Consider the following 25,750-nt stretch of genomic DNA (forward strand, 5'->3'; position numbering starts at 1 on the left):
ATCCCCTGCCCAGACTTTGCTCTGCTGCTCTCCAGGCAACACCAGCCGCGAGCAGGATCAATGTCGAATCGACCGCGAGGGCCTCGGTGCGCGAGCATGGACACTGAGTGACTGTTGCCTCCGCTGCGGCAGAGCAAAGAAGCCAAGGAGGGGACGGGGTGGAGATGAGTTAGGTAACGCCCAGTAGCGGGTTTGGGAAACTGCAAGGCCCGCTCGGCACCTGCGGCGATCAGGCGAGGGCCGGTGGGGTCAGTAGCCCTGGCGGAGCAGCCCGGCGGCCTCGACCGCCCAGTAGGTGAGGATGATCTGCGCGCCGGCCCGACGGATCGAGGTGAGCGTCTCCAGCATCACCCGCTCCCGGTCGATCCAGCCGTTCGCGGCGGCGGCCTCGACCATCGCGTACTCGCCGGAGACCTGGTAGGCGGCCACCGGGACGTCCACGGCGGCCCGGACCGCCGCCACCACGTCGAGGTAGGGCAGGGCCGGCTTGACCATCACCAGGTCCGCGCCCTCGGCGACGTCCAGCGCGACCTCGCGCAGGGACTCCCGCAGGTTCGCCGGGTCCTGCTGGTAGGTGCGTCGGTCGCCGTCGAGGGCCGACTCCACCGCGTCCCGGAACGGGCCGTAGAACGCGGAGGCGTACTTCGCCGCGTACGCGAGCACGGCGACGTCGGTGTGCCCGGCGGCGTCCAGGGCCCGGCGGACCACGCCGACCTGGCCGTCCATCATCCCGGACGTCCCGACCATGCCGACCCCGGCGTCGGCCTGGGCCACCGCCATCTCGGCGTACGCGGCGAGGGTCGCGTCGTTGTCCACCGCGCCGTCTCCGGTGAGCAGCCCGCAGTGCCCGTGCGAGGTGAACTCGTCCAGGCACAGGTCGCTCATCACCACGGTCGTGTCGCCCACCTCGGCGACCACGTCCCGGATGGCGACGTTGAGGATGCCCGCCGGGTCGACGCCGCCCGAGCCGCGCTCGTCACGCGACACCGGCACCGGCACCCCGAACAACATGATCCCGCCCACGCCGGCCTGGACCGCCTCGGCCGCCGCCTTGCGCAGCGAGTCCCGGGAGTGCTGGAGCACCCCCGGCAGCGAAGCGATCTGCCGCGGCTCGGTCAGCCCCTCCTTGACGAACATCGGCACGACCAGCTCGGCCGGGTCGACGCGGGTCTCGGAGACCAGCCGCCGCACGGCTGCGGTGCGGCGCAGCCGGCGGGGCCGGATCTCGGGGTACGGCATGAGGGGCCTCCCTAGCGACTAGCGGAACCTCAGGGCGGTCGGCCCCTGCACCTTCGAGCCACGACGCTGCTTGGCCGGCATGGCGGCGAGCTTCTCGCGCAGCTCGACGGCGTAGGCGGCGAGCGCCTCCACCAGGTCGGGCACCGAGGCGTGCGGCGGCTGGACGTCGACCCGCAGGCCGAACTCCGTCGCGGTCTCCGCAGTCTTGGGCCCGATGACGGCAACAACGGTACGCGCGTGCGGCTTCCCGGCGATGCCGACCAGGTTCCGGACGGTGGAGGACGAGGTGAACAGCACCGCGTCGAACCCGCCCGACTTGATCGCGTCCCGGATCTCGGCGGGCGGCGGGGCGGCCCGGACCGTCCGGTACGCGGTCACGTCGTCGACCTCCCAGCCGCGCTCGGTGAGCCCGGCGGCGAGCGTCTCGGTGGCGATGTCGGCGCGCGGCAGCAGCACCCGGCCCACCGGGTCGAGGATCTCGTCGTGCGGCGAGAACTCGGCCAGCAGCCCTTCGGAGGACTGCTCCCCGGCGGGGACCAGCTCCGGCTGGATGCCGAACGCGCGGACCGCGTCAGCGGTGGCCTCGCCGATACAGGCGATCTTGACGCCGCCGAAGTGCCGGGCGTCCAGCCCGTGCTCGGCGAACTTCTCCCAGACCGCCCGGACGGCGTTCACCGAGGTGAAGATCACCCAGGCGTACCGGCCGTCGACCAGGCCCTTGACCGCCCGCTCCATCTGGGCCGGGGTGCGCGGCGGCTCGACCGCGATCGTCGGCACCTCGCACGGGATCGCCCCGTACGCGCGCAGCCTGGCACTCATCGCGCCGGCCTGCTCCTTGGTCCGGGGGACGAGCACCTTCCAGCCGTACAGCGGCCGGTTCTCCCACCAGCTCAACTTGTCCCGCTGGCCGACGCCCTCGCCGACGGTGAGCACCACCCGGCCGGTAAAGCCGAGCGCCGCCGCGACGAACGAGTCGACGGTCGACGTGGTCGTGTACTGGGTGTCCCCGGTGCCGTCGCCGGTCACCCCGACGCCGGTGGTGCCGTCGATCCCGGCGGCGAGCAGGCCGTCACGGACCGCGGCCAGGTCGCCGGCGTCCACGGCGAGCGCGAGCGAGCCCCGGCCGACGGCCGCGGCCAGCGCGTCGAAGTCCAGCGTGGTGACGTCCTCGACGTCGGCGGCGGTGCGGACGCCCGGCAGCGGCACGCCCGCGTACGTGGCGACACCCTCCGCCTGGCCGACGCCCGGGACCACCTCGAAGTGCGCGGCGGTACGCGCGACCGCCTGCACCTCCTTGACCACCGAGTCGTGGCCGAACGGGTCACCGGCGACCAGGTGCACCGCGTTCTGTCCGGAGCGGGCGGCCGAGATCAGCACCTTCGCCACGTCTCCCGGCACACCCTCCGCCGGGGTGAACTGGGCGTCGGGCCTGGCCTGGGCACGGACGGCGTCGAGCAGCGACTCGGGGACTCCCCGGTCGTACACCACCTGGTCGGCGTCCACCAGGGCGTCGTACGCCCGGCGGGTCAGCAGGCCCGGGTCGCCGGGACCAGCCCCGACGAACGCGATGCGGCCGACGGGCTTACGGGTGCGGGTCATTCTGTGCTCCCAAATTGCTGGGTCCTCGGGCCGGCGTGTCCATCTAGGCCGAGGATCGAGTCGGCGCCGAGGTCGAGGAGTTCGGCGGCGAGTGCCTTGCCGATCTCCGCCGCGTCGGCGGGCGTTCCGGTGCGGGACAGCCGGAGGTCTCGGGAACCGTCCGGGCTGATCACCGCCCCGCGCAGGTAGATCTCCTCGCCGACGTCACCTTCGGCGAGTTCCGCATAGGCGGCCACGGGTGCGCTGCACCCGGCCTCCAGGGTGGCCAGCAGTGCCCGTTCCGCGGTGACTGCGGCCCGGGACGGTGCGTGGTCGAGCACAGCGAGCAGCTCGACCAGGTCCAGGGCGTCGACCCGGCACTCCACGGCCAGCGCGCCCTGGGCGGGCGCGGGCAGCATGAGCATCGGGTCGAGCGTTTCGGTGATCACGCTGGCCCGGTCAAGCCGGGCCAGCCCCGCCCGGGCGAGGACGACCGCGTCGAGGTCGGCGTCCGGGCCGAGGACCCGCGCCAGGCGGGTGTCCACGTTGCCGCGGATCGAGGTGACCTCAAGCTGGAGCCCGAGCGCGTGCAGCTGGGCGATGCGGCGTAGCGCGCCGGTGCCGATCACCGCGCCGGGCGGCAGCTCGGCGAGGGTGCGCCCGCCTGTGGCGACCAGCGCGTCGCGCGGGTCCTGCCGGGCCGGCACGGCCGCGATGTGCAGCCCGGGGGCCGGCGCGGTGGGCAGGTCCTTGTAGGAGTGCACCGCGAAGTCGATGGTCCGGGCGGCCAGGGCGTCACGCAGCGCGGAGACGAACACGCCGACGCCGAGCCGGTGCACGGGGGCGGCCGAGCGGTCGCCAGCGGTGACCACCTCGACCAGCTCCACCTTTCGGCCGGTCGCTTCGGTGAGCGCCGTCGCGACGTGGCCGGACTGGGCCATCGCCAGCGCGCTGCCCCGGGTGCCGAGGCGCAAAGGGGCGGTCATCTGTCGCCTCCGGGATACGGGGTGGTGTCGGTGTCGACCACGTCGGGGACGGTGTCGACCGGGGAGGTCTGCGGGACCTGGAGGTCGAACAGCTCGCGCAGCAGCGCGGCGTACTGGTCGCCGCCGGGTTCGGCGGCGAGCTGGCGGACCTTCACCGTGGGCTGGTGCAGCAGCCGCTGCACCACCCGGTGCACCGTCCGGGCCACCTCGGCGCGCTGGTCGTCGCTGAGGTCGGGGCGACGCTGGGCCAGCCGGCGCAGCTCGACGGTCACCACGTCCTCGGCCCGGCCGCGCAACGCGGCCACGGTCGGGGCGACGTCGGTGCCACGCAGCCAGGTGAGGAAGGACTCGACCTCGCCCGCCACGATCCGCTCGACGGCCGCTGCGTCGGCGGCGGCCGGCCCGTCGGCGAGGATCGCCGCCATCCGGTCGATGTCGATCACCTCGACGCCGGGCAGGGCGGCCACGCCGGCCTCCACGTCGCGCGGGACGGCGAGGTCGAGCAGCACGAGCGCCCCCCGGTCGGGGTCGCGGTCGGCGAGCGCCCGGCTGACCACGTCGCGGGTGAGGACCGGTTCGGTCGCCGCCGTGGCGGCCACTACGATGTCCACTGTGGAGAGCACGTCGGTCAGCTCGGCCATGGGCGCCGCGCTGGCCCCGTACGACTCGGCCAGCCGCATGGCCCGATCGGCCCCCCGGTTGGTCACGGTGAGCGGGCCCGCGCCGAGCCGGGACAGGCTCGCCACGCCCAGCGCGCCCATCGCGCCGGCCCCGACCACCAGGGCCGGGCGCCCGGCCAGTTCGCCGTCGAGCTGCGCGGCGGCCAGGCCGAGCGCGGCGCTCACGACGCTCTGGCCGGCCCGGTCGATCCCGGTCTCGGCGTGCGCCCGCTTACCCACCCGCAGGGCCTGCTGCATCAGCTCGTGCAGCAGCCGGCCTGCCGATTCGGCGCCGGTCGCCCAGTGATACGCGTCACGGAGCTGGCCGAGGATCTGCGCCTCGCCGACCACCATCGAGTCCAGCCCGGCGGCGACCCGGAAGACGTGGTCCACGGCGACGGCGTCGTAGTGCACGTAGAGGTGAGTGGCCAGGCTGCTGGCCGGGGCGCCGGCCTGCTCGGCGAGGACGGCGCAGATGTCGCCGAGCCCGCCGTGGAAACCGGACACGGCGGCGTAGACCTCCACCCGGTTGCAGGTGGAGACCAGCACCGCCTCGCTCACGTACGGCTGGGCGACCAGGAGGTCCAGTGTTCGGGTGAGGTCGGCGGGGGCGACCGCCAACTGCTCCAGGGTGGCGACGGGAGCGGTGCGGTAGGACGCGCCGACAACGAGCAGTTTCACGTGCCGATCGCCTCCTGGGGATCGGTGGCCGCGAGCCCGCCGGGCAGGGCTGTGAGGGCGGAGCCGCCGGTGGCGGGCAGCGCGGTCAGGGATGCCTTGCGGTGCTCGTGGAAGGACAGGATCTGGAGCTCGATGGCGAGGTCGACCTTGCGCACGTCGACCCCCTCCGGCACCGAGAGTACGCACGGCGCGAAGTTGAGGATGCTCGTCACGCCAACGGCCACGAGCTGGTCGGCGACCGCCTGGGCGGCGGGCACCGGGGTGGCGATCACGCCGATCGCGATGGACTCCTCGGCGACGATGGCGGGCAGCTCGTCGACGTGCCGCACGACCAGCCCGTTGATCACCTCGCCGACCAGGGACGCGTCCGCGTCGAGCAGCGCGGCGATCCGGAAGCCGCGGCTGGCGAAGCCTGCGTAGCCGGCCAGAGCGTGACCGAGATTACCCACCCCGACCAGGGCGACGGCCCGCCGTTGGGTGAGCCCGAGCACGAACTCGATCTGCTCGACCAGCAGGGCGACGTCGTAGCCCACCCCCCGGGTGCCGTACGAGCCGAGGTGGGACAGGTCCTTGCGGAGCTTGGCGGAATTGACCCCGACCGAGGCCGCCAGGCCCTCGCTGGAGACGGTCTCGTGACCGGACTCGGCGAGGTTGTGCAGGGCGCGGAGGTATTCGGGAAGCCGCGCGACGGTCGCCTCGGGCAGGTCCGGAAGCGCCGGTACGGCACCGGCGCGGCCGGGCGCGCCAGGGTGACGGTGCTGCTGACTCATGAGACTCCGTGCGGTGCGATCCTCGGCCAGCTCAAGAGGCCGGCCGTATCGGGACTCCCGCTGGCGACCGAGATTGCCGGCTGTGCTAGCAGGACGCGTCGGAACTACAGAGTAGGCGCTTGTGAAGACACGCACAAATCGCGATCTTGAAGACCCGTCACCCGCCTCCACCTGCCCCTCCGTTCCACAAGATCGATCCGGTGGCGCCACGCCGCCGCGCCGATTATTACTCAATCCCGACTTCCCTCACTAATCGCGCGCCGGCCGGGCGGCGCCTGGTAGGGCTGGCCCTACGGCTGAGAGGCCGGACGACGGGATGGGGCCGGACGGTCCGGCTGCCTAGCCTCGAACCATGACCGCCGTTACCACCGCCGACCCACCCACCACCTCGCACAGCGTCCCCCGCCAACTCCTGCACGACTCCAACTACGTGCTGCTCGGCCTGCCCCTGGCGCTGGCCAGCTTCGTGGTGTTGGTGGTGGGGCTGGCGCTCGGCCTGGGGCTGGTGGTGACCGTGATCGGCCTTCCGGTCCTCGCCGGCACCCTGTACCTCGCCCGCGGGCTGGCCGACATCGAGCGGTTGCGGCTGCCCGCCGTGCTCGGCCAGGCCCGGATCCGGCCGGACTACCGGCAGCCCGAGCCCGGCGCGGGCGCCTGGCGGCGGATCTTCATACCGATCCGGGACGCCCAGTCCTGGCTCGACCTGGCCCACGGCATCCTCAAGCTGATCGTGTCCGTTGTCACCTTCGTGGTGACCGTCACCTGGTGGGCCGGCACCCTGCTCGGCTGCCTCTACTGGGCGTACGACTGGGCGCTGCCGCACGGCCCCGGCGACCAGGGCCTCAACCAACTCCTCGGCCTGGGCGACTCGCCCGCCGCCCGGATCGGGCTGAACACCGCGATCGGGGTGTTCTTCCTGATCACCCTGCCGATGGTGGTCCGGGGCTGCGCGCGGCTCCAGGCCGGCTTCGCCCGCGCCCTGCTCACCGGGGTGGCCGAGATGCGCAACCGGATCACCGTGTTGGAGGAGCAGAAGCGGGCCGCCGTCTCCGCCGAGGCCGCCGCGCTGCGCCGGCTGGAGCGGGACATCCACGACGGCCCGCAGCAACGCCTCGTCCGGCTGGCGATGGACCTGAGCCGGGCCCGCCAGCAGCTCGCCACCGACCCGGAGGCGGCCGGCCGGACCATCGACGAGGCGGTCACCCAGACCCGCGACACCCTCGCCGAGCTGCGCGCCCTGTCCCGGGGCATCGCCCCGCCGATCCTGGTCGACCGAGGGCTGCCCAGCGCCCTGGCGGCCCTGGCCGGGCGCGGGCTGGTCCCGGTCGAGCTGCGGATCGACCCCCGGCTGGAGGTTCCCGGCGGACGGCTCGACCCGGCCGTGGAGAGCACCGCCTACTTCGTGGTCGCCGAGGCGCTCACCAACGTCGCCAAGCACAGCGGGGCGACGGAGTGCGCGGTCGCGGTGACCTGGCACGAGCGCCGGCTGGCCGTCGGCGTGACCGACGACGGCCACGGCGGGGCGCACCTGGCCAAGGGGCACGGCCTGGCCGGGATCGCCGACCGGGTGCGAGCGGCCGGCGGCCGGCTGGACGTCGTCAGCCCGGCCGGCGGCCCGACCGAGATCCGGGCGGAACTGCCGCTGTGAGCGTCGACGGCCCGGTCGCCGACCCGGACGTGGTAGACATCAGCATCATGCGGGTGGTGATCGCGGACGACGCCGTACTGCTCCGGGAGGGGCTGGTGCGGCTGCTCACCGAACAGGGGCACGAGGTGGTGGCCGCCGTCGGCGACGGCGACGCGCTGGTCGAGGCGGTGGTGACCCACCGGCCGGACGTGTCGATCGTCGACGTGCGGATGCCGCCGTCGCACACCGACGAGGGGCTGCGCGCCGCCGTGGAGGCCCGCCGGCTGGTCCCGCGTACGCCGGTCCTGGTGCTCTCCCAGTACGTCGAGGTGTCGTACGCCGACGACCTGCTGGCCACCACCGGCGGGGCCGGCGGCGGCGGGGTGGGCTACCTGCTCAAGGACCGGGTGGCCGACATCGACGAGTTCATGGACGCGCTGGCCCGGGTGGCCGCCGGCGGCACCGTGCTCGACCCGGAGGTGGTGGGCCAGCTGCTGGTCCGCCGTCGGCGCGACGACCCGCTGCGCGAGCTGACCCCCCGCGAGCGCGAGGTGCTGGCCCTGATGGCCGAGGGGCACTCCAACACGGCCATCGCCCGCGCCCTGGTGGTCACCGACGGGGCGGTGGAGAAGCACGTCCGCAACATCTTCACCAAGCTGGACCTGCCCCCGGACACCACCCAGCACCGCCGCGTCCTGGCCGTGCTGACCTACCTGCGCACCTGACCGGCCCCGGTCATCGGAGGGTGGCGGCGAGGGTGACCGCCTCGGTGAGGGTGTCGGCCACCGGGTGCCCGGACGCGCGCAGCCGGGCCTGGTCGGTGAACCCACCCGTGTAGAGCACGGCCCGGCCGCCGACCGACTCGGCGGCGTCGGCGTCGTCGATCGAGTCCCCGATCAGCACCACGTCGCGGCCGTCCACCCCCAGCTCGGTCAGGTGTCGCTCCAGCGACTCGGCCTTGCGGTCCCCGCCGACCGTGGCGCGCAGCCCGTCCACCCGGGCGAACCGGTCGGTCAGCCCGTGGGTGTGCACCGCGGGCACCAGCTCGTCGTGGAACCACATCGACAGCAGCGACTGGCCGCCCGGCCAGGCCGCCATCGCCACCGCCGCGTCGTCGGCGAGCGCGCAGGTGGTCAGCCCGCTGCGGTACGCGTCGTGGAAGATCCGGTCCAGCTCGCCGAACGCCGCGTCGTCGACGGCCCGGCCGAGCACCTCGGCGTAGTAGTCGGCGATCGGGCGGCGGAACCGCACCCGATGTTCGTCCGCGCTGACCGTCGGGCCGCCCACGCTGGAGAAGACGGCGTTGGTGGCCGCCACCACCAGGTCGAGGTCGTTGAGCAGGGTGCCGTTCCAGTCCCACACCAGATGGGGACGCGCAGGGGTCATCCCAGCACGATAGGACCCGCCCCGGCGCGCGGGGAAGGGCGGGGCGGGGACCGGGGGCGTGGGCTTCAGAGCTGGGGGGTGGTCAGGTCCCGCAGCAGCCGCTCCTCCTCCACCCGCCAGTAGCCGTGCTCCTTGCCGTCGAGCAGCACCACCGGCAGCCGGTCGCCGTACTCGCGCTCCAGCTCCACGTCGCCGGTCACGTCCCGCTCGATCCACCGGTCCCCCGTGACCGCCACCACCCGGTCGAGCGCCGCCTTGGCGTCCTCGCAGAGGTGGCAGCCGGGGCGGGTGATCAGGGCGAGCCGGGCGTCACTGGACATCGGGAACCTCCGTGCGGGTGTCGGCCGGCGCCGCCGGGGACGGCGACGGCCTGAGCTGGGTCTTGCGCACCTTGCCGATCGCCGAGTACGGCAGCGCGTCGACGAACTCGACGGCGGTCGGGCACTTGAACCGGGCCAGGTTACGGGCGCAGTGGGCGAGCAGCTCCTCCCCGGTCACCGGGCGACCCGACGCCGGCACCACGTACGCCCGGACAGTCTCCCCGGTCCGCGGGTGCGGCACACCCAGTACCGCCGACTCGGCCACCCCCGGATGCTCGGCGAGCACCGCCTCCACCTCGTGCGGGTAGACGTTGAAGCCATTGACGATGATCAGCTCGCCGAGCCGGTCGACCAGGTACAGGTCGCCGTCGGCGTCGGCGTACGCGATGTCGCCGGTGGCCCACCAGCCGTCGGCGTCCGGGCCGCCCCGGCCGTCCGGCCAGTACCCGGCGAACAGGTTCGCCCCGCGCACCACGATCTGTCCCGGGTCGGTGCCGGGCGACGTGACCGCCAAGTCCGGCTCGTCCGCATCGTCGTCGTCCGGCTCTGCCACCCCGTCGCGCCACAGGTCGGTCCCGTCCGGGGCAACCAGGCGCAGCTCGACGCCGGGCAGCGGGCGGCCGATCGAGCCGGCCTTCGGCGCTCCGCCGACCAGCGTCGAGGTGAGCACCGGGGCGGTCTCGGTCAGGCCGTACCCGACGTGGAGCGCGCGGCCGGTGACCTCGGTGAACCGCGCCGCGACGGCCGGCTCCAGCGGCGCCGCGCCGCACACCGCGACCCGGACGGCGGCCATGGCCGCCGTCGCCGCGTCGCGGTCCGCCGTGGACCAGCCGAGGAACATCGACGGTACGCCGACCAGCACGCTGATCCGGTGCCGGGCGATCTCGGCGAGCGCGGCGGCCGGGGCGGGGTCGTCGACCAGCACCCCGGTCGCGCCATGGTGGACGACCGCGCCCAGCCCCGTGTTGAGCCCGTACGCGTGGAACAGCGGCAGGGCCAGCAGCACGGTGTCGTCGGGCCCGACCGCCGGCGGGTCGATCCGGGCCACCTGCGCCTGGTTGGCCGCGAGCGCCCGGTGCGGCAGCATCGCGCCCTTCGGCCGCCCCTCGGTGCCCGAGGTGTAGAGCAGCACGGCGAGGTCGTCACCGCCCCGCCGGGGGAAGCCGATCCCGGGCTGCCCGGCACCGACCGGCGGGGAGGTGTGCACGGCGGCGAGTGCGGGCAGCTCGGCGGCGAGGCCGGCGACCAGGTCGCGCACCCGCTCGGTGCAGATGAGTACGGCCGCGCCCGAGTCGGCCAGCGCGTGCCGCAGTTCCGGGCCGGTGAGGCCGGGGTTGAGCGGCACCGCGACCAGGCCGGCACGCAGGGCGGCCAGGTAGCCGACCACGAAGTCGGGCGTGTTGGGCAGGGCGAGGGCGACCCGGGCCGGTCGGCCGGCACCGGCGGCCGGACCGCACGGGGCGGGATCCGCCTGCGTAGGCCCGGGGCCGCCGGGGGACGGTGGAACATCGGCCGACACGGAGGGTGAGCGGGGCGCCGGCACGGTCGGGCGGCCGGGGGCGGCCAGGGCGTGCGCGACCGCGGTCACCGAGGCGTCCAGTTGCGACCAGGTCAGGGTGATGTCCCGCCAGCGCAACGCGGGACGGTCGCCGTGGTCGGCCGCCGCCCGGCGGAGCCGGTCGACGAGGTTCGGCGTGGGGTCGTCGGCTACGTCCTGCACGGTGGCAGAGTCTGGCACAGCCTCGGCTCACCGGCCACGCCCGAGCCGGGCCCGACGCCGCGTCCGGGCCTCCGCCGGCACCGTCCCACCGGCCCGGTCGCACGCTGGCCGACGGCTCACCGGAGGGGCCGGCATCAGCCCGGTGACCTGGGGTTCCACTCCGGACCAGCTCCCCGGGAGAAAGTCAAACACGCGCGACGGACAACCGGTCCGCCATCGGTGCGACGGGGCCGGAAATACTTCCGCTCTGTGTAACGGACTTGCCACGCGCGGGTGACGTTGGCCCTATCATCACTCGGGTCGGCTCACCCCATTTGCCGTGAGTCGACACCCCTCAGCCCGAGGAGGCCCCCGTGCCTGTGAGCGCATTGGAACCGCACCTCAAGGGGATCTGCCGCCTGTCGGCACATCCCGGAAGGACTCTGCCCGGCCACCGTGGCCCCGCCCGCGCGGCGGCGTGCCAGCGGCCGGTTCGAGACCGGACCGGGGAGGCACGGTGACCAGTTTTAGCTACGCAGAGCGACCAGGCGGGCTGGCCGCAGCGGCCCACGCCGCCCTCAACGAACGGCTGGGCGTGTCGCGCGGCTCGGACGACATGTGGAGCCAGCCCGTGCGCGGCGACGGGGCGTCCAGACGCCTGCCCAACCGCTCGCACCACAACGAGGCCCCACCTCGCCCGGCCGCGCCCGGGGGCAACGGCGGCCGGGTCGCCTCGCCGGCCAGGCCGACCATGCCGGCCCAGGGCCGGCGCACCGGCGACACGCCGACGACGACCGACCCGGCGACGACCGAGACCGCGGTGCTGCCGGCGGTGCCCGCCGGCCCGCCCACCGGGCCTGGCGGCACGTCGACCGGCTACCCGAGCCGGCCCGACCCGTCCGACCCGGCCACCGAGGTCTGGACGCTGATCGAGCGCGCCCAGGCCGGCGAGGCCGAGGCGTTCGGGCTGATCTACGACCGGTACGTGGACACGGTCTTCCGCTTCGTCTACTTCCGGGTGGGCAACCGACAGCTCGCCGAGGACCTCACCTCCGACACGTTCCTGCGCGCCCTCAAGCGGATCGGCAGCTTCACCTGGCAGGGCCGGGACCTCGGCGCGTGGCTCGTCACCATCGCCCGGAACCTGGTCGCCGACCACTTCAAGTCCGGGCGGTACCGGCTGGAGGTCACCACTGGCGACGTGCTGGACGCCGACCGGGAGGACCGTGGGCCGGAGGGCAGCCCGGAGGCCGCCGTCGTCGAGCACATCACCAACGTCGCGCTGCTCACCGCCGTGAAGCAGCTCAACCCGGAGCAGCAGGAGTGCATCGTGCTGCGGTTCCTCCAGGGTTTCTCGGTCGCGGAGACCGCCCGGGCGATGGGCAAGAACGAGGGCGCGATCAAGGCGTTGCAGTACCGCGCGGTCCGGGCCCTGGCCCGGCTCCTGCCGGACGGCTTCCAGCCCTGATCCGACCGCCGAGGCGGGCCGCGACCCGGTCGGCCCTGACCCGGCCGCCGCGGCACGCGGGGCCTCCGGTCGACGCCCCCGGCAGCGAAGGCTGCCCTGCTCACCCGCCCCCGAACGATGGATCGACGGTCACCACAGCGTGACGGCCATCACTCTTCGTGGTTTCGCTCCCGCCGGCCCCGTAACCCGTGCCCGGCGCGGAGCGTTTCTCCGGGTGCGACCGGTGGTTGCCCCGGCATCCCCGGGCCCCACGGTCCGGACAGCGCGGCCGGCCACGGCCTTTCGTTCGTCGGCGCGCGCTGCCGCCGGTCGCTGGTGAGGACAGCGGCCGACCGGCCGTGACCAGCGAGAGGAGGTGCCTGCGGTGGACAGTTACCTCTTCTCCCGCCGGCGCGCCGAGCGCTTCGCGCAGCTTCTCGACGAAGCCAACGGCGGCCGACGTCACCACGTCAGGTCCCGGGCCGACGACCAGCTCGCCGCGCTCGTCGCGGTCAGCCGACAGTTCAGCGCCGATCCCCCGACCGTCGAGATCGACACCGGCTTCCGCACCGGGCTGCGGGCGATGCTCGTCGCCACGGCCGAGCGGGAGGGCACTGGCGCCACGGCGACCGGGTCGACCGAGGCGGGGCCGGCCGGCCACCGGGGTGCCGTCGGCGCCGGGCAGCGCAGCTCCTTCCTGCCCGCCGTGACCGCCCGCCGGGCCCGCGCCCGGGCCGCCATCCTGGTCGGGGTGGCCGCCGGTGCCATCGCCGTCTCCGGCATCTCCGCCGCCAGCGAGAACGCGGTACCCGGCGACGCCCTGTACGGCATGAAGCGCTCCACGGAACGGGCCCAGCTCGCGCTGGCCAGCTCGGACCTCAGCCGGGGCCAGCTCTTCCTCGACTTCGCCCGCACCCGGCTCGACGAGGCCGCCGCGCTGCGCGGGGACCGGCTCGGGTTCGAGGCCGTCCTCGACGACATGGACTCGGACAGCCGCCAGGGCGTACGGCTGCTGACCAGCGCCGCCGCGCAGCGCACCGACCCGGCTGGCCTGGACGCGGTGAACACCTTCGTCGCCGGGCAGCGTCGGGCGGTCGGCGACCTGCTCGACGGGGCCAGCCGGGCGGAGCGAGACCGGGTCCGCCGGTCGCTCGCCCTGCTCGACGCGATCCGGAAGCGCTCCGACGCCCTGCGCGCGGCCATCGACTGCGAGCTGCCAGCCCCGGCCGGCAGCGACGCGCTCGGCCCGACCCCCGCGGCCTGCCCCGGCGACCGCTGACCCACCCACTCCGGCCCTGCCGCGTGGCGGCTCGCGGTTGGCGGCTCGCGGCCTAGGGGCTCCCCCGGCCCCCGCCCGGCGCGAGGTGCCGGCAGGGCCTCTCACCAGCGGGCGAGCAGTGTGCGCCACAGTTCCCGCTCGACGGTCCGGGCGGCCACCCGGTCCGGCTACGCTCGCGGAAGGCACTGATCGGGGTCGTCGAGCGAGGGAGGTCGCGTGGCCCGTACCCGCAAGATGACGGTCAGCACCGACCGCCACGGGCACACGGCCGGCTGGGCGGAGGCCGAGGGCGCGCCGGCCACCCCGGTCGCCCCCGACCCGGGTGCCGCCGCGTTCTTCGACGTGGACAACACGATGATGCAGGGCGCGTCGATCTACTGGTTCGCCCGCGGGCTTGCCGCCCGGAAGTACTTCACCACCGGCGACCTGGCCCGATTCGCCTGGCAGCAGCTGCGGTTCCGGGTGCTCGCCACCGAGCACGCCGGGGACATGTCGCAGGCCAAGGAGGCCGCGCTGGCCTTCGTCGAGGGCAGGCGGGTAGACGACGTGGAACGACTCGCCGAGGAGATCTTCGACGAGCTGATGGCCCCCCGGATCTGGGCCGGCACCCGCCGCCTCGCGCAGCGGCACCTCGACTCCGGCGAGCGGGTCTGGCTGGTCAGCGCCGCGCCCGTCGAGATCGGCCGGGTGATCGCGGCCCGGCTGGGCCTGACGGGGGCGATCGGCACGGTGGCCGAGGTGGTCGACGGCGCGTACACCGGCCGGCTGGTCGGCGACCTGATGCACGGCCCGGCCAAGGCCGAGGCGGTGGCCCAGCTCGCCGAGGTCGAAGGGCTAGACCTGTCCCGCTGCTCCGCCTACAGCGACTCCGCCAACGACCTGCCGATGCTCTCCACCGTCGGCCGGGCGGTGGCGATCAATCCGGACGGCACCCTGCTGCGGCAGGCCCGCCAGCAGGGCTGGGAGGTGCGGGACTTCCGCACCGGCCGGCGGGCGTTCAGGATCGCCCTGCCGTCGACGGCAGCGGCCGGGCTGCTGGCCGGCGCAGTAAGCGCCGGCCTGGCCCTACACCGCCGCCGCCACCCCCACTGACCACCCCAACCCCAACCCCCCTGCCCCCACCCCGCCGGCACACGTTGATCAAGAGGTTTGCGTCATCCCACGAAGGATTCCTGACGCAAACCTCTTGATCAACGCCTTGGGTGGGGGTGGGGGTGGGGGTGGGGTGGGGGTTAGGGGCCGAAGGGGTCGGGGCGGCGTTCCAGGAGGGTGTGCAGGGTCTGCTGGATGGTCTCCCGGACCTGGTCGGCGAGGTTGAATACGACCAGCGGGTCGTCGGCGGACTCGGTGAGATGGGCGGTCGGGATCGGCGGGCAGAACTCGATCAGCCACTTGCTCGGCAGCGGCACCATCCCCAGCGGGCCGAGCCAGGGGAACGTCGGCGTGACCGGGAAGTACGGCAGCTTGAGCAGCCGCGCGAGGGGCTTGATGTCGGCGAGCATCGGGTAGATCTCCTCGCCGCCCACGATGGCCACCGGCACGATCGGGGTGCCGGTGCGCAGCGCCGCCGAGACGAATCCGCCCCGACCGAAGCGTTGCAGCTTGTACCGGTCGGAGTAGAGCTTGCCGACGCCCTTGAAACCCTCGGGGAAGACGCCCACCAGCTCGCCGGAGCCGAGCAGCCGCTCGGCGTCCGGGTTGCAGGCGACCGTCCCGCCGGTCTTGCGGGCGACCGCGGAGAGCACTGGCATCCGGAAGACCAGGTCGGCGCCGAGCAGCCGCAGGTAGCGGCGGGCCGGGTGCTGGTCGTGCAGGGCTGCCGAGAGGATCAGCGCGTCCAGCGCCACCGTGCCGGAGTGGTTGCCGACCACCAGGCCGGCCCCGTCCGCCGGCACGTGCTCCAGGCCGGTGACCTCGGTGCGGAACCAGTCCCGGTAGAGCATCCGCAGCAGCGGGTGGAAGACGGACTCCGTCAGGTCCGGGTCGAAGCCGAACTCGTCCACCGGGTAGTCGCCGGAGAACCGGCGCCGCAGGAACGCCAGCCCGGACGCGACCCGCCGGTCCCACACGTCGCCGGGCCCGTCCGGTACCGCCGGCTCCCGTGGGACGGAAGCCGCCGGCTCACCCGTCGGGGCGGCGTCTGCGGCCGGGGCCGCGTCCGAGGCCGGGGGCGCGTCCGGGGTCGAGTGACGGCCGTTGCGCCGCGCCGGCTTCCCGTCCGGGCCGGCCACGACCAGCGGTACGTCGTACCGGCCGTTGGCCCCGGCACGCCCGCCCTGCTCGCCCGGCCTGCTCACGGCTGCTCCCGTACGGCCGCGCGCACCTGGCGGATGCCGTCGAGGACGGCCCGTTCGGCGGCGGCGAGCTGCTTGCGGGAGACCACCACCCCGCCCTGGTGGGCGCGGATGAAGTCGTCGAACGCGGCGACGGTTGACCGGGGCGTGAAGCCGTACTCGCGCTCCAGCGCGGAGGTGTCGACCACCCGGCCGTGCACGAAGAGGTCGACCTGGTCCAGGCCGTACCGGCCGAAGCCGAGGTTGCGGGCCAGCGCGGCGGCCCCGGACAGGCCCGGTTCGAACACCGGGACGCCCACCCGGCCGGCCCGCCGGATCGCCTGGGACAGGGCGAGCACACCCGGCCCGGCCACGTTGTACGTCCCCGGGTGGTCCTCGGCGACCGACCGGTGCAGCACCTCCAGCGCGTCGTCGAAGTGCACGAACTGCAGCCGGGGGTCCCGCCCGAACACCGTGGGCACGAACGGCTGGGAGAAGTACCGGGTCAGCGTGGTATCGGCGGTGGAGCCGATGAACGGCGCGAACCGCAGCACGGTGGCGGTGACGTCGGAACGGCGGCGGCGGAAGCCGCGGACGTACCCCTCGATGTCGAGGATGTCGCGGCCGAAACCGCCGCGCGGCACCTCGCGCGGCTCGGTCTCCTCGGTGAAGACCGCCGGGTCACGGAACGACGCCCCGTACGCGGCGGTCGACGAGCGGACCACGAGCTTGCGCAGCCGGGGCGCCCGCTGGCAGGCGGCGAGGAGCTGCATGGTGCCGATGACGTTCTGCTCCTTCATCGCCGACCGCCCGCCCTGCTGCGCGTCGGGGGCCGTGACGAGGGCGAGGTGCACGACGGCGTCGACGTCGAGGTCGGCGAGGAGGCCGCCGAGGGAGCCGAGGTCGATCCGGATCAGCTCGACGCCGCCGAGCAGGCCGGCCAGCTCCGGGTTCGGGGCGGCCGGGTCGACGCCGATCACCCGCTCGATCCGCGGGTCGGCGGCGAGGCGGGCCGCGACGTGGGCACCGAGGTAACGACCGGTACCGGTGACGACAACCACCCCCGGGGCACCTGGGGTGCCACCGGGGGTCATGTCGTGCACCTACCTCGGCAGGGGAGATCGAGCCGGGACAACCGCGGCCTGATCACCTGAGCCTCCGAGGGTCGACAGTTGGCAAGCGACGTCGATGCCGGGCCGGGGCCCGGCCCGGGTCACTTGCCGAGACGGCGACGCTGGACGCGGGTCTTGCGCAGCAGCTTGCGGTGCTTCTTCTTAGCCATGCGCTTGCGGCGCTTCTTGACCACCGAGCCCATACGACGACAGCCTTTCGATTGCAACGTGCGGGGCGGACCGGATGACACCACGCAGTGGCGTCGACGACCGCTTGCGGACAACGGACCGGACCGACTGGCGGGCGGTGGGGCGCACCGGTGACAGGTCACGGTCCGGTCCAGGGTAGCCGGAGAGCGTCAACAGGGCCAACGCGCCCCCGTCGATGCCCGTTACGTCGCATCCGGCCGGGTGGCCGGGGACGGATCAGGCGGTCTCCTGGAAGGCGCCCCGCAGGTACTCGTGCACCGCGTGCTCGGGCACCCGGAACGACCGGCCGACCCGCACGGCGGTCAGCTCACCGCTGTGCACGAGACGGTAGACCGTCATCTTGGACACCCGCATCACCGTCGCCACCTCGGCGACGGTGAGGAACTTGACCTCCGACAGCCGACCGTCGGACTGCGACCCGGCCATGGCTCACCGACCCATCCCATGCCCGGCGCGTGCCACCGGACGGGATGCTCCCGCCAGGACGGGCTACGCGCGTGTTACCAGTACGGTAGCGGGACGGCTGTGACCGGCGCGATCCCTTCCCGCAACTGATCATGCCGAATGGCCGTTTCCCGGCCGGCCACCTGGCGTTTTCCGCCCGGACGAACCCGCCGTCCCATCCAGCCCCATGATCGACTCGATGTCAGTGACCTGGGGGCATCCCCGCCCCCGGAGACCTCGACGTCACTGACACGGTGCTGTGCCCACCTGCGGCCGTCTGCGGGGCGTCTGCGCCCACCTGCGGGCGCCTGTCGGGCGCGGAAGGCGTCCGGTGGCTCCGGCGGCGCCACCGGAGCCACCGGACGGGTGCCCTGGCCCGCTTCCGGACGCGGACCAGGGCTCCGCGCTGGGAGCGCGCATAGTGTCTCAGGCCCACCCGGCGGCCCCGACAGCGGTCGATCATGAGGGCTGGAGCGCCTCGCCGCCGCCGGCCACACCTCGGCCGCGGGACCGGCCGCGGCTCCCGTGGACCACGGCTGAGCTGCGTCAGTCCAGGCAGAACTCGTTGCCTTCGGGGTCGGTCATCACGATGAAGCCGGTGCCCATCGGGGGATCGGGCTCGTAACGACGTACCCGCGTCGCTCCCAGCGCGGCGAGCCGGTCGCACTCGACCTCCAGCGCCGCCATCCGCTCCTCTCCCCGCAGGCCGGGAGCCACCCGGACGTCGAGGTGGACGCGATTCTTGGCGACCTTGTCCTCCGGCACCTGCTGGAAGAAGAGCCGTGGGCCGTGCCCGTCCGGATCCTCGATCGCCGACCTCGTGTTGCGCTGCTCCTCCGGCACGCCGATCCGCGCGAGGAAGTCGTCCCACGCGGCCAGCGGGTCGGCGTCCTCGGGCAGGTCGACTCCGGGCGGGCCGGGATGGACATAGCCCAGTAGTTCGCGCCAGAAGAACGACAGCGCCCGCGGGTCGTGGGCGTCGAAGGTGACCTGGATGTGGCGGCTCATCGGGTTGCTCCCTTCACAGCGGGTTCCGAATGCGGGTAGAGGTCGCGCAGCAGGCAGACCTCGGACAGGTGGTGGATCAGCTCGCGATGGATGTGCAGCACCAGATCGGCCATGGGCGCCTCGGGGAAGGGCTCCTTCGCGCCGACCGGCACCCGGAGCCCGGCCTCCCCGAGGTCGCGCACCCCGGCCAGCCAGACGTCGAGTTGGGCCTCGAGCTGGTCGAGCGCGGTGGCCGCGCTGCCGGCGTACTCCCAGGTCTCGTACGACACAGCCAGCGCGCCGAAGTGCGCTGCGTTGCGCGTGGCGAGCACGCCGACGATGACGTGACCGAGCCGCCAGGCGATCGTGGTGACGGCCGCAGGGACCGGCTCGGGGAAGGCGTAGTCGATCGTGAAGTCCCCGGCACCGCCCTGCACGGGCGCCGTCGAGCTGCCGCGCGGTCGCACGCTCCAGGCGTCCGGCACGGGCGACCAGAAGTACTCGTCGTCGGTGAGGCCGTCGAGCCGGGCTCGGAGCTGATGGTTCCAGTGGAACTCCCACTGCTCGCGCAGCGTCCGGTTCCAGTCGAATGCGTCTGCGTCCATGGAGCCACCCTGACACCCCTGGCGGACAGGTTCGGTCCGCTATTCCTGGCAGAGTGGGCGACATGGGCGTGGCGCGCGGTGACGAGCGGGGTACGACGGAGCGGGTGCTCACCCTGCTCGGGCTGTTGCAGCAGCGCCAGGTCTGGACCGGCCCCGAGCTCGCCGACCGGCTCGGGGTCACGCCGCGCACAGTACGGCGTGATGTCGGTCGGCTGCGCACGCTCGGCTATCCGGTGCATGCCAGCCAGGGTGTCGGCGGCGGCTACCAGCTCGGCCCGGGACAGGAGCTGCCGCCGCTGCTTCTCGACGACGAGGAGGCGATCGCCACCGCGGTCTCGCTGCTCGCCGGCGCGGGTGGCGGGGTCGCGGGCGCCGGCGACGCCGCACTCCGGGCGCTGACCAAGCTCGACCGGGTGCTGCCCCGCCGGCTGCGGCACGAGGTGCGTGCGCTCTCCGGCTCGGTGGAGTCCTTCGGCGGCGGCCACCCGCCGGTCGACCCCGAGGTGCTCATGACGCTGGCCAGAGCCTGCCGCGACGGGGTCGAGGCCGGCTTCGACTACCCGTCCGGGAGCGAGGTGCGGCGTCGGGTCGAGCCCTACCGCCTGGTCGCCTCCGACCGGCGCTGGTACCTCCTCGCCTACGACCTCGACCGCGACGACTGGCGCAGCTTCCGCGTCGACCGGATGACCGAGGTGTCGGCACGGACCTGGCGCTTCCGCCCGCGCGCGGCACCCGATGCGGCGACGTACGTGCAGGAGGGTGTGGCGAGCCGGGCCTATCCGCACCGGGCGCGCTTTCTCGTGCACGCGTCGGCCGACACGGTGCGCGCGCAGATTCCGGCGTCGGCGGCCGTAGTACGACGGCGAGGGAGCGAGCTCTGCGAGGTGCTCAGTGGCGCCGGCAGCCTCGACTTCGTGCTCATGCACGTGCTCCTGCTGGGGCACGACTTCACAGTGCTCGACCCCCCGGAGCTCGGGAGGCGCTGTCGCGCGCTGGCGGAGAGACTGCTGTCGGCCGGTGGCGCGATCCCACCGGCGCCGGACCCGGAGGAGTCGTTGAGCCGCGACCAGGCCAGGCCCGGTCAGCCGGCCACCGAACGGGCGTAGGCGACACACTCGTCGTGCAGCCCCGCCCAGAGCTCGCCGAACGCCTCTACGGACGCCTTCTCCAGCGTCCGCCGGTCGTGCACCACCGCCCTGAAGAATTCCAGGAGCCGCTGCTCGCCGAACCGGTCGACGAGGTGCCGCACGGCCAGGTAGCCGACGCCGTAGCTGCCGCCGACCCGCTGGGCGGGGGCGTCGCCGGCCGGGGCCAGGTCGTCCAGCCGGCCGTTCCAGCCGCCGCCCGGTGCGAGCATCTCGCGCACCTTGGCCAGCCCCTCGTACCGGCCGACCGGCGTTCCGCCGACACCCGCGTACTCGGCGATCCCCTCCACCAGCCACCAGGTGGACGTGCCCGGGTATCCGCGCTCGGGCAGTGACGCGGCGTGGGTCAGCTCGTGCCGGAGCAGGTCGTCAGCGCCGGTGGCGGAGAGTCCGTCGGCGTTGAGCACCACCTCGTAGTGCCCGCCGCCGACCGCGACGGCGTACCCGCCGGTCCACTGCGGCCGGCCGCCGCCGTACCAGCTCAACCACTCGGCGCGGCCGGCATAGAAGATCCGGTACCGGTCGGGCGGCGCGCCCGCGACGGCGTACCCGTCGGCGACCCGGGCCGCCGCCTCGGCCTGGCGGAGCAGGCCGGGCAGCTTCCCGCGCAGTGCCGGGGTGGTGGCCACGACGGTACGCGGACCGACCGCGACCACCAGCTCGCTGACCTCCCACGGCCGGGTGCCGGTCTCGACGGATCGGGACTCCTCCACGGCGACCAGCCGGGGTGCCCCGGCGACTTCGCGCCACCGGGTGCCGATCAGCACGGGACTCGGCCGGCAGCCGGGCACCACGAGGCAGTACTGGAAGCGGACGACGATCCGCCACTCGTCCGGCCAGCCGGGGACCGTGGTCGGCAGGCCGGTCTGCTCGGGCCGCCAGACGGTGACCCGCAGCGCCCGCAGGGCGGCGTACCGGCGGGTGAGGGCGGGGCGGGCGGCCGGCTCGGCGACGGCGAGGAACCCGGCCTGGTCGCCGCCGAGCAGTGCGGTGGCCTGGCGGTCGAGCTGGGCGGCGATCCGCTCGCCGAGCTGCCGTGCCGCTTGGGTGGCGGGGTCCTCGGCGGACGCGCCGAGCCGGCCGACCGTCGGCCGTCCGTTGGCCTCGGGCAGGACGCCGACCAGCACCACGACCGGGAGACCGCAGGCGAGCAGCAGGAGGACCACGCCGAGTGCTGCCCAGAGCGGCCCGGGCCGGCGTCGCCTCGGTTCGTCCCACCCGTCCAGCCCGTCGGTCACCCGGCGAAGGTTACGACCTCCGGGCCGTTCGGGCGAGCGCCGCCCCGGCCGTCCGGCGGCGGGGCTACTTCTTCGAGACGAGGGCCCGGCCGAAGAAGGCCAGGTTGGCGGGGCGCTCGGCGAGCCGGCGCATCAGGTAGCCGTACCAGTCGGTGCCGTACGGCAGGTAGGTGCGGACCTGGTAACCCTCGCCGACCAGCCGGGCCTGCTCCTCCGGCCGGATGCCGTAGAGCATCTGGAACTCGAAGCGGTCGGCCCCCCGGTCGAACCAGCGGGCCCGGTCCTCGCCGATGGCGATCAGGCGCGGGTCGTGGGTGGCCAGCATCGGGTACCCGTCGCCGGACATCAGGATGTTCATGCACCGCACGTACGACTTGTCGACCTCGCGGGCGGACTGGTACGCCACCGATTCCGGCTCCTGGTACGCCCCCTTGCACAGCCGCACCCGGGACCCGACCGACGCCAGCTCCCGGCAGTCCGACTCGGTCCGGCGCAGGTACGCCTGGAGCACCGCGCCGGTCGACGGGAAGCTCTTGCGCAGCCTGGCCAGCACGTCCAGGGTCGAGTCGGTGGTGGTGTGGTCCTCCATGTCGAGGGTGACCGTGGTGCCCGCCGCGTCCGCCGCCGCGCAGATCGCCCGCGCGTTGTCGTACGCGAGCTGCTCGTCGAACATCTGGCCGAGCGCCGAGAGCTTCACGCTGACCTCGGCGGCCGGGGTGAGCCCGGCGGCGGAGAGCAGCCTCAGCAGCCTCAGGTACTCGTCCCTGGTGGCGGTGGCCTGCTCTCCGGTGACGGTGTCCTCGCCGAGGTTGTCGAGGGTGACCGCGAGGCCGTCCGCGACGAGTTCGCGGGTCGCGCGCAACGCGTCGTCGGTGCCGGAGCCGGCGACGAAACGACGGACGACGTCCCGGGTGAACGGGGCCGTCGCGACGAGCCGCTCGACCTGGGATGACCGGGAGGCGGCGAGGATGACGGAACGGAGCATGAGCCGAGGGTAACGCCCGGGCGTGTCCCCGCGCTGGGGGGCGGGCACCGCACGTCGATCCCGTCCCCGGGGCTGCCGAGGTGGCGCGGATCGGCTACAACGATCCACGTGGAAGAACGTCCCCGACGCCGGCTCCGGTCGGCCACCGTGCAGCTCGGCGCGCTGACCGCCCTCGCGCTCACCCTCTCCGGCTGCAACATGTCCTCCGACGACGACGATGACGACTGCGCACTCGGGCCGGTCGGTGGCGGGACGACCGTGGCGCTGGCGATGAACGTGCCGGCCGCCGCCACCGCCACCCGCACCGATCCGGGGCCGGTGACGGCGGCTGTGCCGGAGCGTGGCGGGTTCGGCACCCACCTCGCCTCCTGCGGGGGCTGACGTGCGGCGCGAGGCGGTCACCCCCCGCCCGGACTGGGACGCCACCGTCCGCTCGCAGGGCCTGGTCTACATCGACACCGAGCTGCCCGACGGCGGGATCATGTCGTACTGGGACGAGACCGCGGCGTACGTCTTCGGCCTGGCGGAGGTGCTCCGGCTGGAGGAGGCGACCGCTGAGCTGCACCGGATGTCCGTCGCCGCGGCCGAGCACATCGTGGCCCGCAACCGGTACGCCGAGCTGGGCATCCCGGCCTGGGCGGCCGAGGCGGTGGCCCGGTCGCTGCGCGAGGCGCCGCCGAGCCTCTACGGCCGCTTCGACCTCTGCTACGACGGCACCTGGCCGCCGAAGCTGCTGGAGTACAACGCCGACACCCCGACCTCGCTGGTCGAGGCGAGCATCGTCCAGTGGTACTGGCTGGAGCAGACCCACCCCGAGGCGGACCAGTGGAACAGCCTGCACGAGCGGCTCGTCGCCGCCTGGGCGAGGTTCGGCGCCGACCTGCACGACAAGCAGGTGCACGTGGCCTGGTCGAACGAGGAGGAGTCCGGCGAGGACCAGATCACCGCCGGGTACCTGGCCGAGACGGCCCGGCAGGCCGGGCTCGCGGCGGAGCTGCTGCCGATCCAGGACGTCGGCTGGGACGGCCGGCGCTTCGTCGACGCCGCCGGCCGGCCGGTCACCACCTGCTTCAAGCTCTACCCCTGGGAGTGGATGCTCGCCGAGCCGTACGGCCCGCTGGCGCTGGACCCGGGCACCCCGACCACCTGGATCGAGCCGGCGTGGAAGCTGCTGCTGTCCAACAAGGCGCTGCTCGCCGTGCTGTGGGAGCTGTACCCCGGCCACGAGTACCTGCTGCCGGCGTACCTGGACTCGCCGCGCGGCATGACCGAGTACGTGGCCAAGCCGCTGCTCGGCCGGGAGGGCGGCTCGGTGCGGATCGTCACCGGCGGCGAGGAGATCACCAATCCGGGCATCTACGGCGATGAGGGTTTCTGCTACCAGGAGTTCCGGGCCCTGCCGGAGTTCGCCGGCAACCACGTGGTGCTGGGCAGCTGGATCGTCGACGGGCAGCCGGCCGGCGCGGGGGTGCGGGAGAGCCGGAGTCTGATCACCGACGGCTACGCCCGGTTCCTGCCGCACTACATCGATACACCGCGACTCCCCTGAGTCGTCTACGGTTGAAGGCGTGAACTTCGACGCGTACGCCCGGACCGGGGTTGACCTCGTCAACGCCCGGCTGGACGACCTCGACGACCTGCGGGCCATCTTTCCTGACGACAACGCGTGGATGCGTGACGAGGTCGCGGAGCGGGACCTCGCGATCTTCCGGCGGGCCCAGAAGCGCCTGCGCGACATCTTCGACTACGGCACCTCCGGGCGGGACGTCCAGGCGGTGGCCGAGCTGAACGCGCTGCTGGAGGCGTACCCGGTTCAGCCGCGCATCTCCGGCCACGACTCCAGCGACTGGCACATGCACGTGACCAGCCGGGGCGCGTCGGTGAGCGCGGAGTACCTGGCCGGCGCCGCGTGGGGGCTGTCGGTCTGGCTCTGCGAGTACGGCAGCGCCCGGTTCGGGGTCTGCGCCGACGAGCGCTGCGGCAACGTCTACCTGGACACCTCGTCGAACTGCTGCCGGCGGTTCTGCTCGGAGCGCTGCGCGACCCGCTCGCACGTGGCCGCGCACCGGGCCCGCAAGCGCGCGGCGATCGGCGAGCAGGTCGCCGCGCCGGCCGACGAGTCCCTCACCCCGGTGAGCTGACCGGCCTGCCGGCGGCTCGGAGAGCCTCCTCGGGCCGGTCGGCCCAGGGCAGCGCGCCGAGGGCCGCTGGGTGCCTGCCGCACCGGGGGCGGGTCAGGCGTCGACCGGGGACGGTGCGGTGAGGTGGGCGCGGGCGAACTCCAGGGCCTCGCGCAGGTCGGCCTCGCGGACCGCGCGGCTCTTCGCGCCCCGGGTGGTGACCTCCACGGCGACCGAGCCGGTGAAGCCGCGCCCGGCGAGCGACCGGAGCAGCTCGGCGCAGGGCTGCGTGCCGCGCCCCGGGACCAGGTGCTCGTCGCGCCCCTCGCCGGTGCCGTCGCCGAGGTGCACGTGGGCCAGGGCGTCGCCCATCCGGTCGGCCATCTCCAGCGAGTCGGTGTGCGACGCGGCGCAGTGCGACAGGTCGAGCGTGTACGACGGGTAGCCGGTCTCGGTCGGGTCCCAGCCCGGCACGTACGGGACGAACTGCCGGCCGGCCATCCGCACCGGGTACATGTTCTCCACCCCGATGCGCAGGCCGTCGAACCGGTCGGCGATCGTCGCCAGCCCGTCGGCGAAGTTCCGGGCGTAGTCCCGCTGCCAGGTGAAGGGCGGGTGTACCACGACGGTCGGCGCCTCCAGCGTCTCGGCCAGCTCGGCGGCCCGGCGCAGCCGCTCCCACGGGTCGGGGCTCCACACCCGCTGGGTGACCAGCAGGCAGGGGGCGTGCACGGAGAGCACCGGCACCCCGTAGTGCTCGGCCAGGCCGCGCAGCGCCCCGGCGTCCTGGCTCACGGCGTCGGTCCAGACCATCACCTCGACGCCGTCGTAGCCGAGCGCCGCGGCCAACTGGAACGCCGCCGCGGTCCGCTCAGGGAAGACCGAGGAAGTGGACAGGAGCACCGGCACGCGGGAAGTCACACCAGCCAGGGTAGCCCGGTCCGGTTGCGGCATCGTGAC

At 74.0% G+C, this 25,750-nt stretch carries 26 protein-coding genes; 9 read left to right on the plus strand and 17 right to left on the minus strand.

The window, feature by feature from the left end; all coding sequences use genetic code 11:
- Window positions 1-249: 249 nt before the first annotated feature.
- From hemB to OG617_RS10925, 5 genes are read right to left on the minus strand one after another with little or no spacing between them, the layout of a single operon-like run.
- On the minus strand, window positions 250-1,239 hold the full coding sequence (gene hemB, locus OG617_RS10905; protein ID WP_405100948.1) for a porphobilinogen synthase: 990 nt from the start codon (window positions 1,237-1,239) through the stop codon (window positions 250-252).
- An 18-nt stretch (window positions 1,240-1,257) separates the two neighbouring features.
- Complete coding sequence (locus OG617_RS10910) at window positions 1,258-2,838, minus strand: uroporphyrinogen-III synthase (protein WP_396677352.1); 1,581 nt, start codon at window positions 2,836-2,838, stop codon at window positions 1,258-1,260.
- The gene (gene hemC, locus OG617_RS10915; protein ID WP_405100951.1) at window positions 2,835-3,803 is read right to left on the minus strand and encodes a hydroxymethylbilane synthase; all 969 of its coding nucleotides are present in this window, start codon (window positions 3,801-3,803) and stop codon (window positions 2,835-2,837) included. The genes OG617_RS10910 and hemC overlap by 4 nt, the downstream gene beginning before the upstream one ends.
- Entirely contained in the window at window positions 3,800-5,143 is a 1,344-nt protein-coding gene (locus tag OG617_RS10920; protein WP_405100953.1) for a glutamyl-tRNA reductase, read from the minus strand. Before OG617_RS10920 ends, hemC begins: the two co-directional genes overlap by 4 nt.
- The gene (locus OG617_RS10925) at window positions 5,140-5,913 is read right to left on the minus strand and encodes a redox-sensing transcriptional repressor Rex (RefSeq protein ID WP_396677358.1); all 774 of its coding nucleotides are present in this window, start codon (window positions 5,911-5,913) and stop codon (window positions 5,140-5,142) included. The genes OG617_RS10920 and OG617_RS10925 overlap by 4 nt, the downstream gene beginning before the upstream one ends.
- Window positions 5,914-6,265: 352 nt before the next feature.
- On the opposite strand from OG617_RS10925, the gene OG617_RS10930 reads away from it, so the two are divergent.
- Window positions 6,266-7,561, plus strand: a complete 1,296-nt coding sequence (locus tag OG617_RS10930) for a sensor histidine kinase (RefSeq protein ID WP_405100955.1) — start codon at window positions 6,266-6,268, stop codon at window positions 7,559-7,561.
- A 47-nt stretch (window positions 7,562-7,608) separates the two neighbouring features.
- Window positions 7,609-8,265 carry a response regulator gene (locus OG617_RS10935; protein ID WP_396677634.1) on the plus strand — a complete coding sequence of 219 codons (657 nt, stop codon included), beginning with the start codon at window positions 7,609-7,611 and terminating at the stop codon, window positions 8,263-8,265.
- A gap of 10 nt (window positions 8,266-8,275) precedes the next feature.
- Here OG617_RS10935 and OG617_RS10940 read toward each other — a convergent pair whose 3' ends face one another.
- The 3 genes from OG617_RS10940 to OG617_RS10950 form a co-directional block, all read right to left on the minus strand.
- Window positions 8,276-8,926, minus strand: a complete 651-nt coding sequence (locus OG617_RS10940; RefSeq protein ID WP_405100957.1) for an HAD family hydrolase — start codon at window positions 8,924-8,926, stop codon at window positions 8,276-8,278.
- Window positions 8,927-8,991: 65 nt separating this feature from the next.
- Window positions 8,992-9,246, minus strand: a complete 255-nt coding sequence (locus tag OG617_RS10945) for a glutaredoxin family protein (protein ID WP_117664979.1) — start codon at window positions 9,244-9,246, stop codon at window positions 8,992-8,994.
- Window positions 9,236-10,966 carry an AMP-binding protein gene (locus OG617_RS10950; protein ID WP_405100959.1) on the minus strand — a complete coding sequence of 577 codons (1,731 nt, stop codon included), beginning with the start codon at window positions 10,964-10,966 and terminating at the stop codon, window positions 9,236-9,238. Before OG617_RS10950 ends, OG617_RS10945 begins: the two co-directional genes overlap by 11 nt.
- Window positions 10,967-11,462: 496 nt before the next feature.
- On the opposite strand from OG617_RS10950, the gene OG617_RS10955 reads away from it, so the two are divergent.
- The 3 genes from OG617_RS10955 (at window position 11,463) to OG617_RS10965 (ending at window position 14,763) form a co-directional block, all read left to right on the plus strand.
- Entirely contained in the window at window positions 11,463-12,413 is a 951-nt protein-coding gene (locus OG617_RS10955; protein WP_405100961.1) for an ECF subfamily RNA polymerase sigma factor, BldN family, read from the plus strand.
- Window positions 12,414-12,777: 364 nt separating this feature from the next.
- Complete coding sequence (locus OG617_RS10960) at window positions 12,778-13,671, plus strand: DUF5667 domain-containing protein (protein ID WP_405100963.1); 894 nt, start codon at window positions 12,778-12,780, stop codon at window positions 13,669-13,671.
- A gap of 216 nt (window positions 13,672-13,887) precedes the next feature.
- Complete coding sequence (locus tag OG617_RS10965) at window positions 13,888-14,763, plus strand: HAD family hydrolase (protein ID WP_405100965.1); 876 nt, start codon at window positions 13,888-13,890, stop codon at window positions 14,761-14,763.
- A gap of 140 nt (window positions 14,764-14,903) precedes the next feature.
- Here the strand turns inward: OG617_RS10965 and OG617_RS10970 are convergent, their stop codons facing one another.
- From OG617_RS10970 to OG617_RS10995, 6 genes are all read right to left on the minus strand, one after another.
- Entirely contained in the window at window positions 14,904-15,740 is an 837-nt protein-coding gene (locus OG617_RS10970; protein ID WP_405103619.1) for a lysophospholipid acyltransferase family protein, read from the minus strand.
- A gap of 224 nt (window positions 15,741-15,964) precedes the next feature.
- Window positions 15,965-17,038 (minus strand): NAD-dependent epimerase/dehydratase family protein, encoded by a 1,074-nt coding sequence (locus tag OG617_RS10975; RefSeq protein WP_405100967.1) that lies wholly within the window; start codon window positions 17,036-17,038, stop codon window positions 15,965-15,967.
- A gap of 119 nt (window positions 17,039-17,157) precedes the next feature.
- Window positions 17,158-17,259 (minus strand): 30S ribosomal protein bS22, encoded by a 102-nt coding sequence (locus OG617_RS10980; protein WP_007465623.1) that lies wholly within the window; start codon window positions 17,257-17,259, stop codon window positions 17,158-17,160.
- Window positions 17,260-17,482: 223 nt separating this feature from the next.
- Window positions 17,483-17,692, minus strand: a complete 210-nt coding sequence (locus OG617_RS10985) for a helix-turn-helix domain-containing protein (RefSeq protein WP_007465625.1) — start codon at window positions 17,690-17,692, stop codon at window positions 17,483-17,485.
- 564 nt (window positions 17,693-18,256) lie between these two features.
- The gene (locus OG617_RS10990) at window positions 18,257-18,718 is read right to left on the minus strand and encodes a VOC family protein (protein WP_405100969.1); all 462 of its coding nucleotides are present in this window, start codon (window positions 18,716-18,718) and stop codon (window positions 18,257-18,259) included.
- Window positions 18,715-19,302 carry a DinB family protein gene (locus OG617_RS10995; protein WP_405100971.1) on the minus strand — a complete coding sequence of 196 codons (588 nt, stop codon included), beginning with the start codon at window positions 19,300-19,302 and terminating at the stop codon, window positions 18,715-18,717. The genes OG617_RS10990 and OG617_RS10995 overlap by 4 nt, the downstream gene beginning before the upstream one ends.
- A gap of 62 nt (window positions 19,303-19,364) precedes the next feature.
- Between OG617_RS10995 and OG617_RS11000 the strand changes: the two genes are divergently transcribed.
- Window positions 19,365-20,408 carry a helix-turn-helix transcriptional regulator gene (locus OG617_RS11000; RefSeq protein WP_405100973.1) on the plus strand — a complete coding sequence of 348 codons (1,044 nt, stop codon included), beginning with the start codon at window positions 19,365-19,367 and terminating at the stop codon, window positions 20,406-20,408.
- Here OG617_RS11000 and OG617_RS11005 read toward each other — a convergent pair.
- A complete protein-coding gene (locus tag OG617_RS11005) occupies window positions 20,384-21,685 on the minus strand; it encodes a hypothetical protein (RefSeq protein ID WP_405100975.1) in 1,302 nt (433 codons plus the stop codon). The genes OG617_RS11000 and OG617_RS11005 overlap by 25 nt on opposite strands.
- 64 nt (window positions 21,686-21,749) lie before the next feature.
- The gene (locus tag OG617_RS11010; protein ID WP_405100977.1) at window positions 21,750-22,670 is read right to left on the minus strand and encodes a proline dehydrogenase family protein; all 921 of its coding nucleotides are present in this window, start codon (window positions 22,668-22,670) and stop codon (window positions 21,750-21,752) included.
- Between the two features lie 108 nt (window positions 22,671-22,778).
- Here OG617_RS11010 and OG617_RS11015 point away from each other — a divergent pair, with 108 nt between their 5' ends.
- From OG617_RS11015 to OG617_RS11025, 3 genes are read left to right on the plus strand one after another with little or no spacing between them, the layout of a single operon-like run.
- Window positions 22,779-23,051, plus strand: a complete 273-nt coding sequence (locus tag OG617_RS11015) for a hypothetical protein (protein ID WP_405100979.1) — start codon at window positions 22,779-22,781, stop codon at window positions 23,049-23,051.
- Window position 23,052: 1 nt separating this feature from the next.
- Window positions 23,053-24,219 (plus strand): glutathionylspermidine synthase family protein, encoded by a 1,167-nt coding sequence (locus OG617_RS11020; RefSeq protein WP_405100981.1) that lies wholly within the window; start codon window positions 23,053-23,055, stop codon window positions 24,217-24,219.
- 19 nt (window positions 24,220-24,238) lie between these two features.
- Entirely contained in the window at window positions 24,239-24,811 is a 573-nt protein-coding gene (locus tag OG617_RS11025) for a CGNR zinc finger domain-containing protein (RefSeq protein ID WP_405100983.1), read from the plus strand.
- 93 nt (window positions 24,812-24,904) lie between these two features.
- On the opposite strand, the gene OG617_RS11030 is transcribed toward OG617_RS11025, so the two are convergent.
- Entirely contained in the window at window positions 24,905-25,711 is an 807-nt protein-coding gene (locus OG617_RS11030) for a sugar phosphate isomerase/epimerase family protein (protein ID WP_405100985.1), read from the minus strand.
- Window positions 25,712-25,750: the final 39 nt, after the last annotated feature.

Origin of the sequence: Micromonospora sp. NBC_01412 (assembly GCF_045040215.1) — a bacterium.
GTDB classification, from domain to species: Bacteria; Actinomycetota; Actinomycetes; order Mycobacteriales; family Micromonosporaceae; genus Micromonospora; species Micromonospora rubida.

Coding starts and splice junctions, on each gene's coding strand:
- hemB (WP_405100948.1), bottom strand. CDS start 1,239: ATGCCGTACCCCGAGATCCGGCCCCGCCGGCTGCGCCGCACCGCAGCC.
- OG617_RS10910 (WP_396677352.1), bottom strand. CDS start 2,838: ATGACCCGCACCCGTAAGCCCGTCGGCCGCATCGCGTTCGTCGGGGCT.
- hemC (WP_405100951.1), bottom strand. CDS start 3,803: ATGACCGCCCCTTTGCGCCTCGGCACCCGGGGCAGCGCGCTGGCGATG.
- OG617_RS10925 (WP_396677358.1), bottom strand. CDS start 5,913: ATGAGTCAGCAGCACCGTCACCCTGGCGCGCCCGGCCGCGCCGGTGCC.
- OG617_RS10930 (WP_405100955.1), top strand. CDS start 6,266: ATGACCGCCGTTACCACCGCCGACCCACCCACCACCTCGCACAGCGTC.
- OG617_RS10935 (WP_396677634.1), top strand. CDS start 7,609: ATGCGGGTGGTGATCGCGGACGACGCCGTACTGCTCCGGGAGGGGCTG.
- OG617_RS10940 (WP_405100957.1), bottom strand. CDS start 8,926: ATGACCCCTGCGCGTCCCCATCTGGTGTGGGACTGGAACGGCACCCTG.
- OG617_RS10945 (WP_117664979.1), bottom strand. CDS start 9,246: ATGTCCAGTGACGCCCGGCTCGCCCTGATCACCCGCCCCGGCTGCCAC.
- OG617_RS10975 (WP_405100967.1), bottom strand. CDS start 17,038: ATGACCCCCGGTGGCACCCCAGGTGCCCCGGGGGTGGTTGTCGTCACC.
- OG617_RS10980 (WP_007465623.1), bottom strand. CDS start 17,259: ATGGGCTCGGTGGTCAAGAAGCGCCGCAAGCGCATGGCTAAGAAGAAG.
- OG617_RS10985 (WP_007465625.1), bottom strand. CDS start 17,692: ATGGCCGGGTCGCAGTCCGACGGTCGGCTGTCGGAGGTCAAGTTCCTC.
- OG617_RS10990 (WP_405100969.1), bottom strand. CDS start 18,718: ATGAGCCGCCACATCCAGGTCACCTTCGACGCCCACGACCCGCGGGCG.
- OG617_RS10995 (WP_405100971.1), bottom strand. CDS start 19,302: ATGGACGCAGACGCATTCGACTGGAACCGGACGCTGCGCGAGCAGTGG.
- OG617_RS11000 (WP_405100973.1), top strand. CDS start 19,365: ATGGGCGTGGCGCGCGGTGACGAGCGGGGTACGACGGAGCGGGTGCTC.
- OG617_RS11010 (WP_405100977.1), bottom strand. CDS start 22,670: ATGCTCCGTTCCGTCATCCTCGCCGCCTCCCGGTCATCCCAGGTCGAG.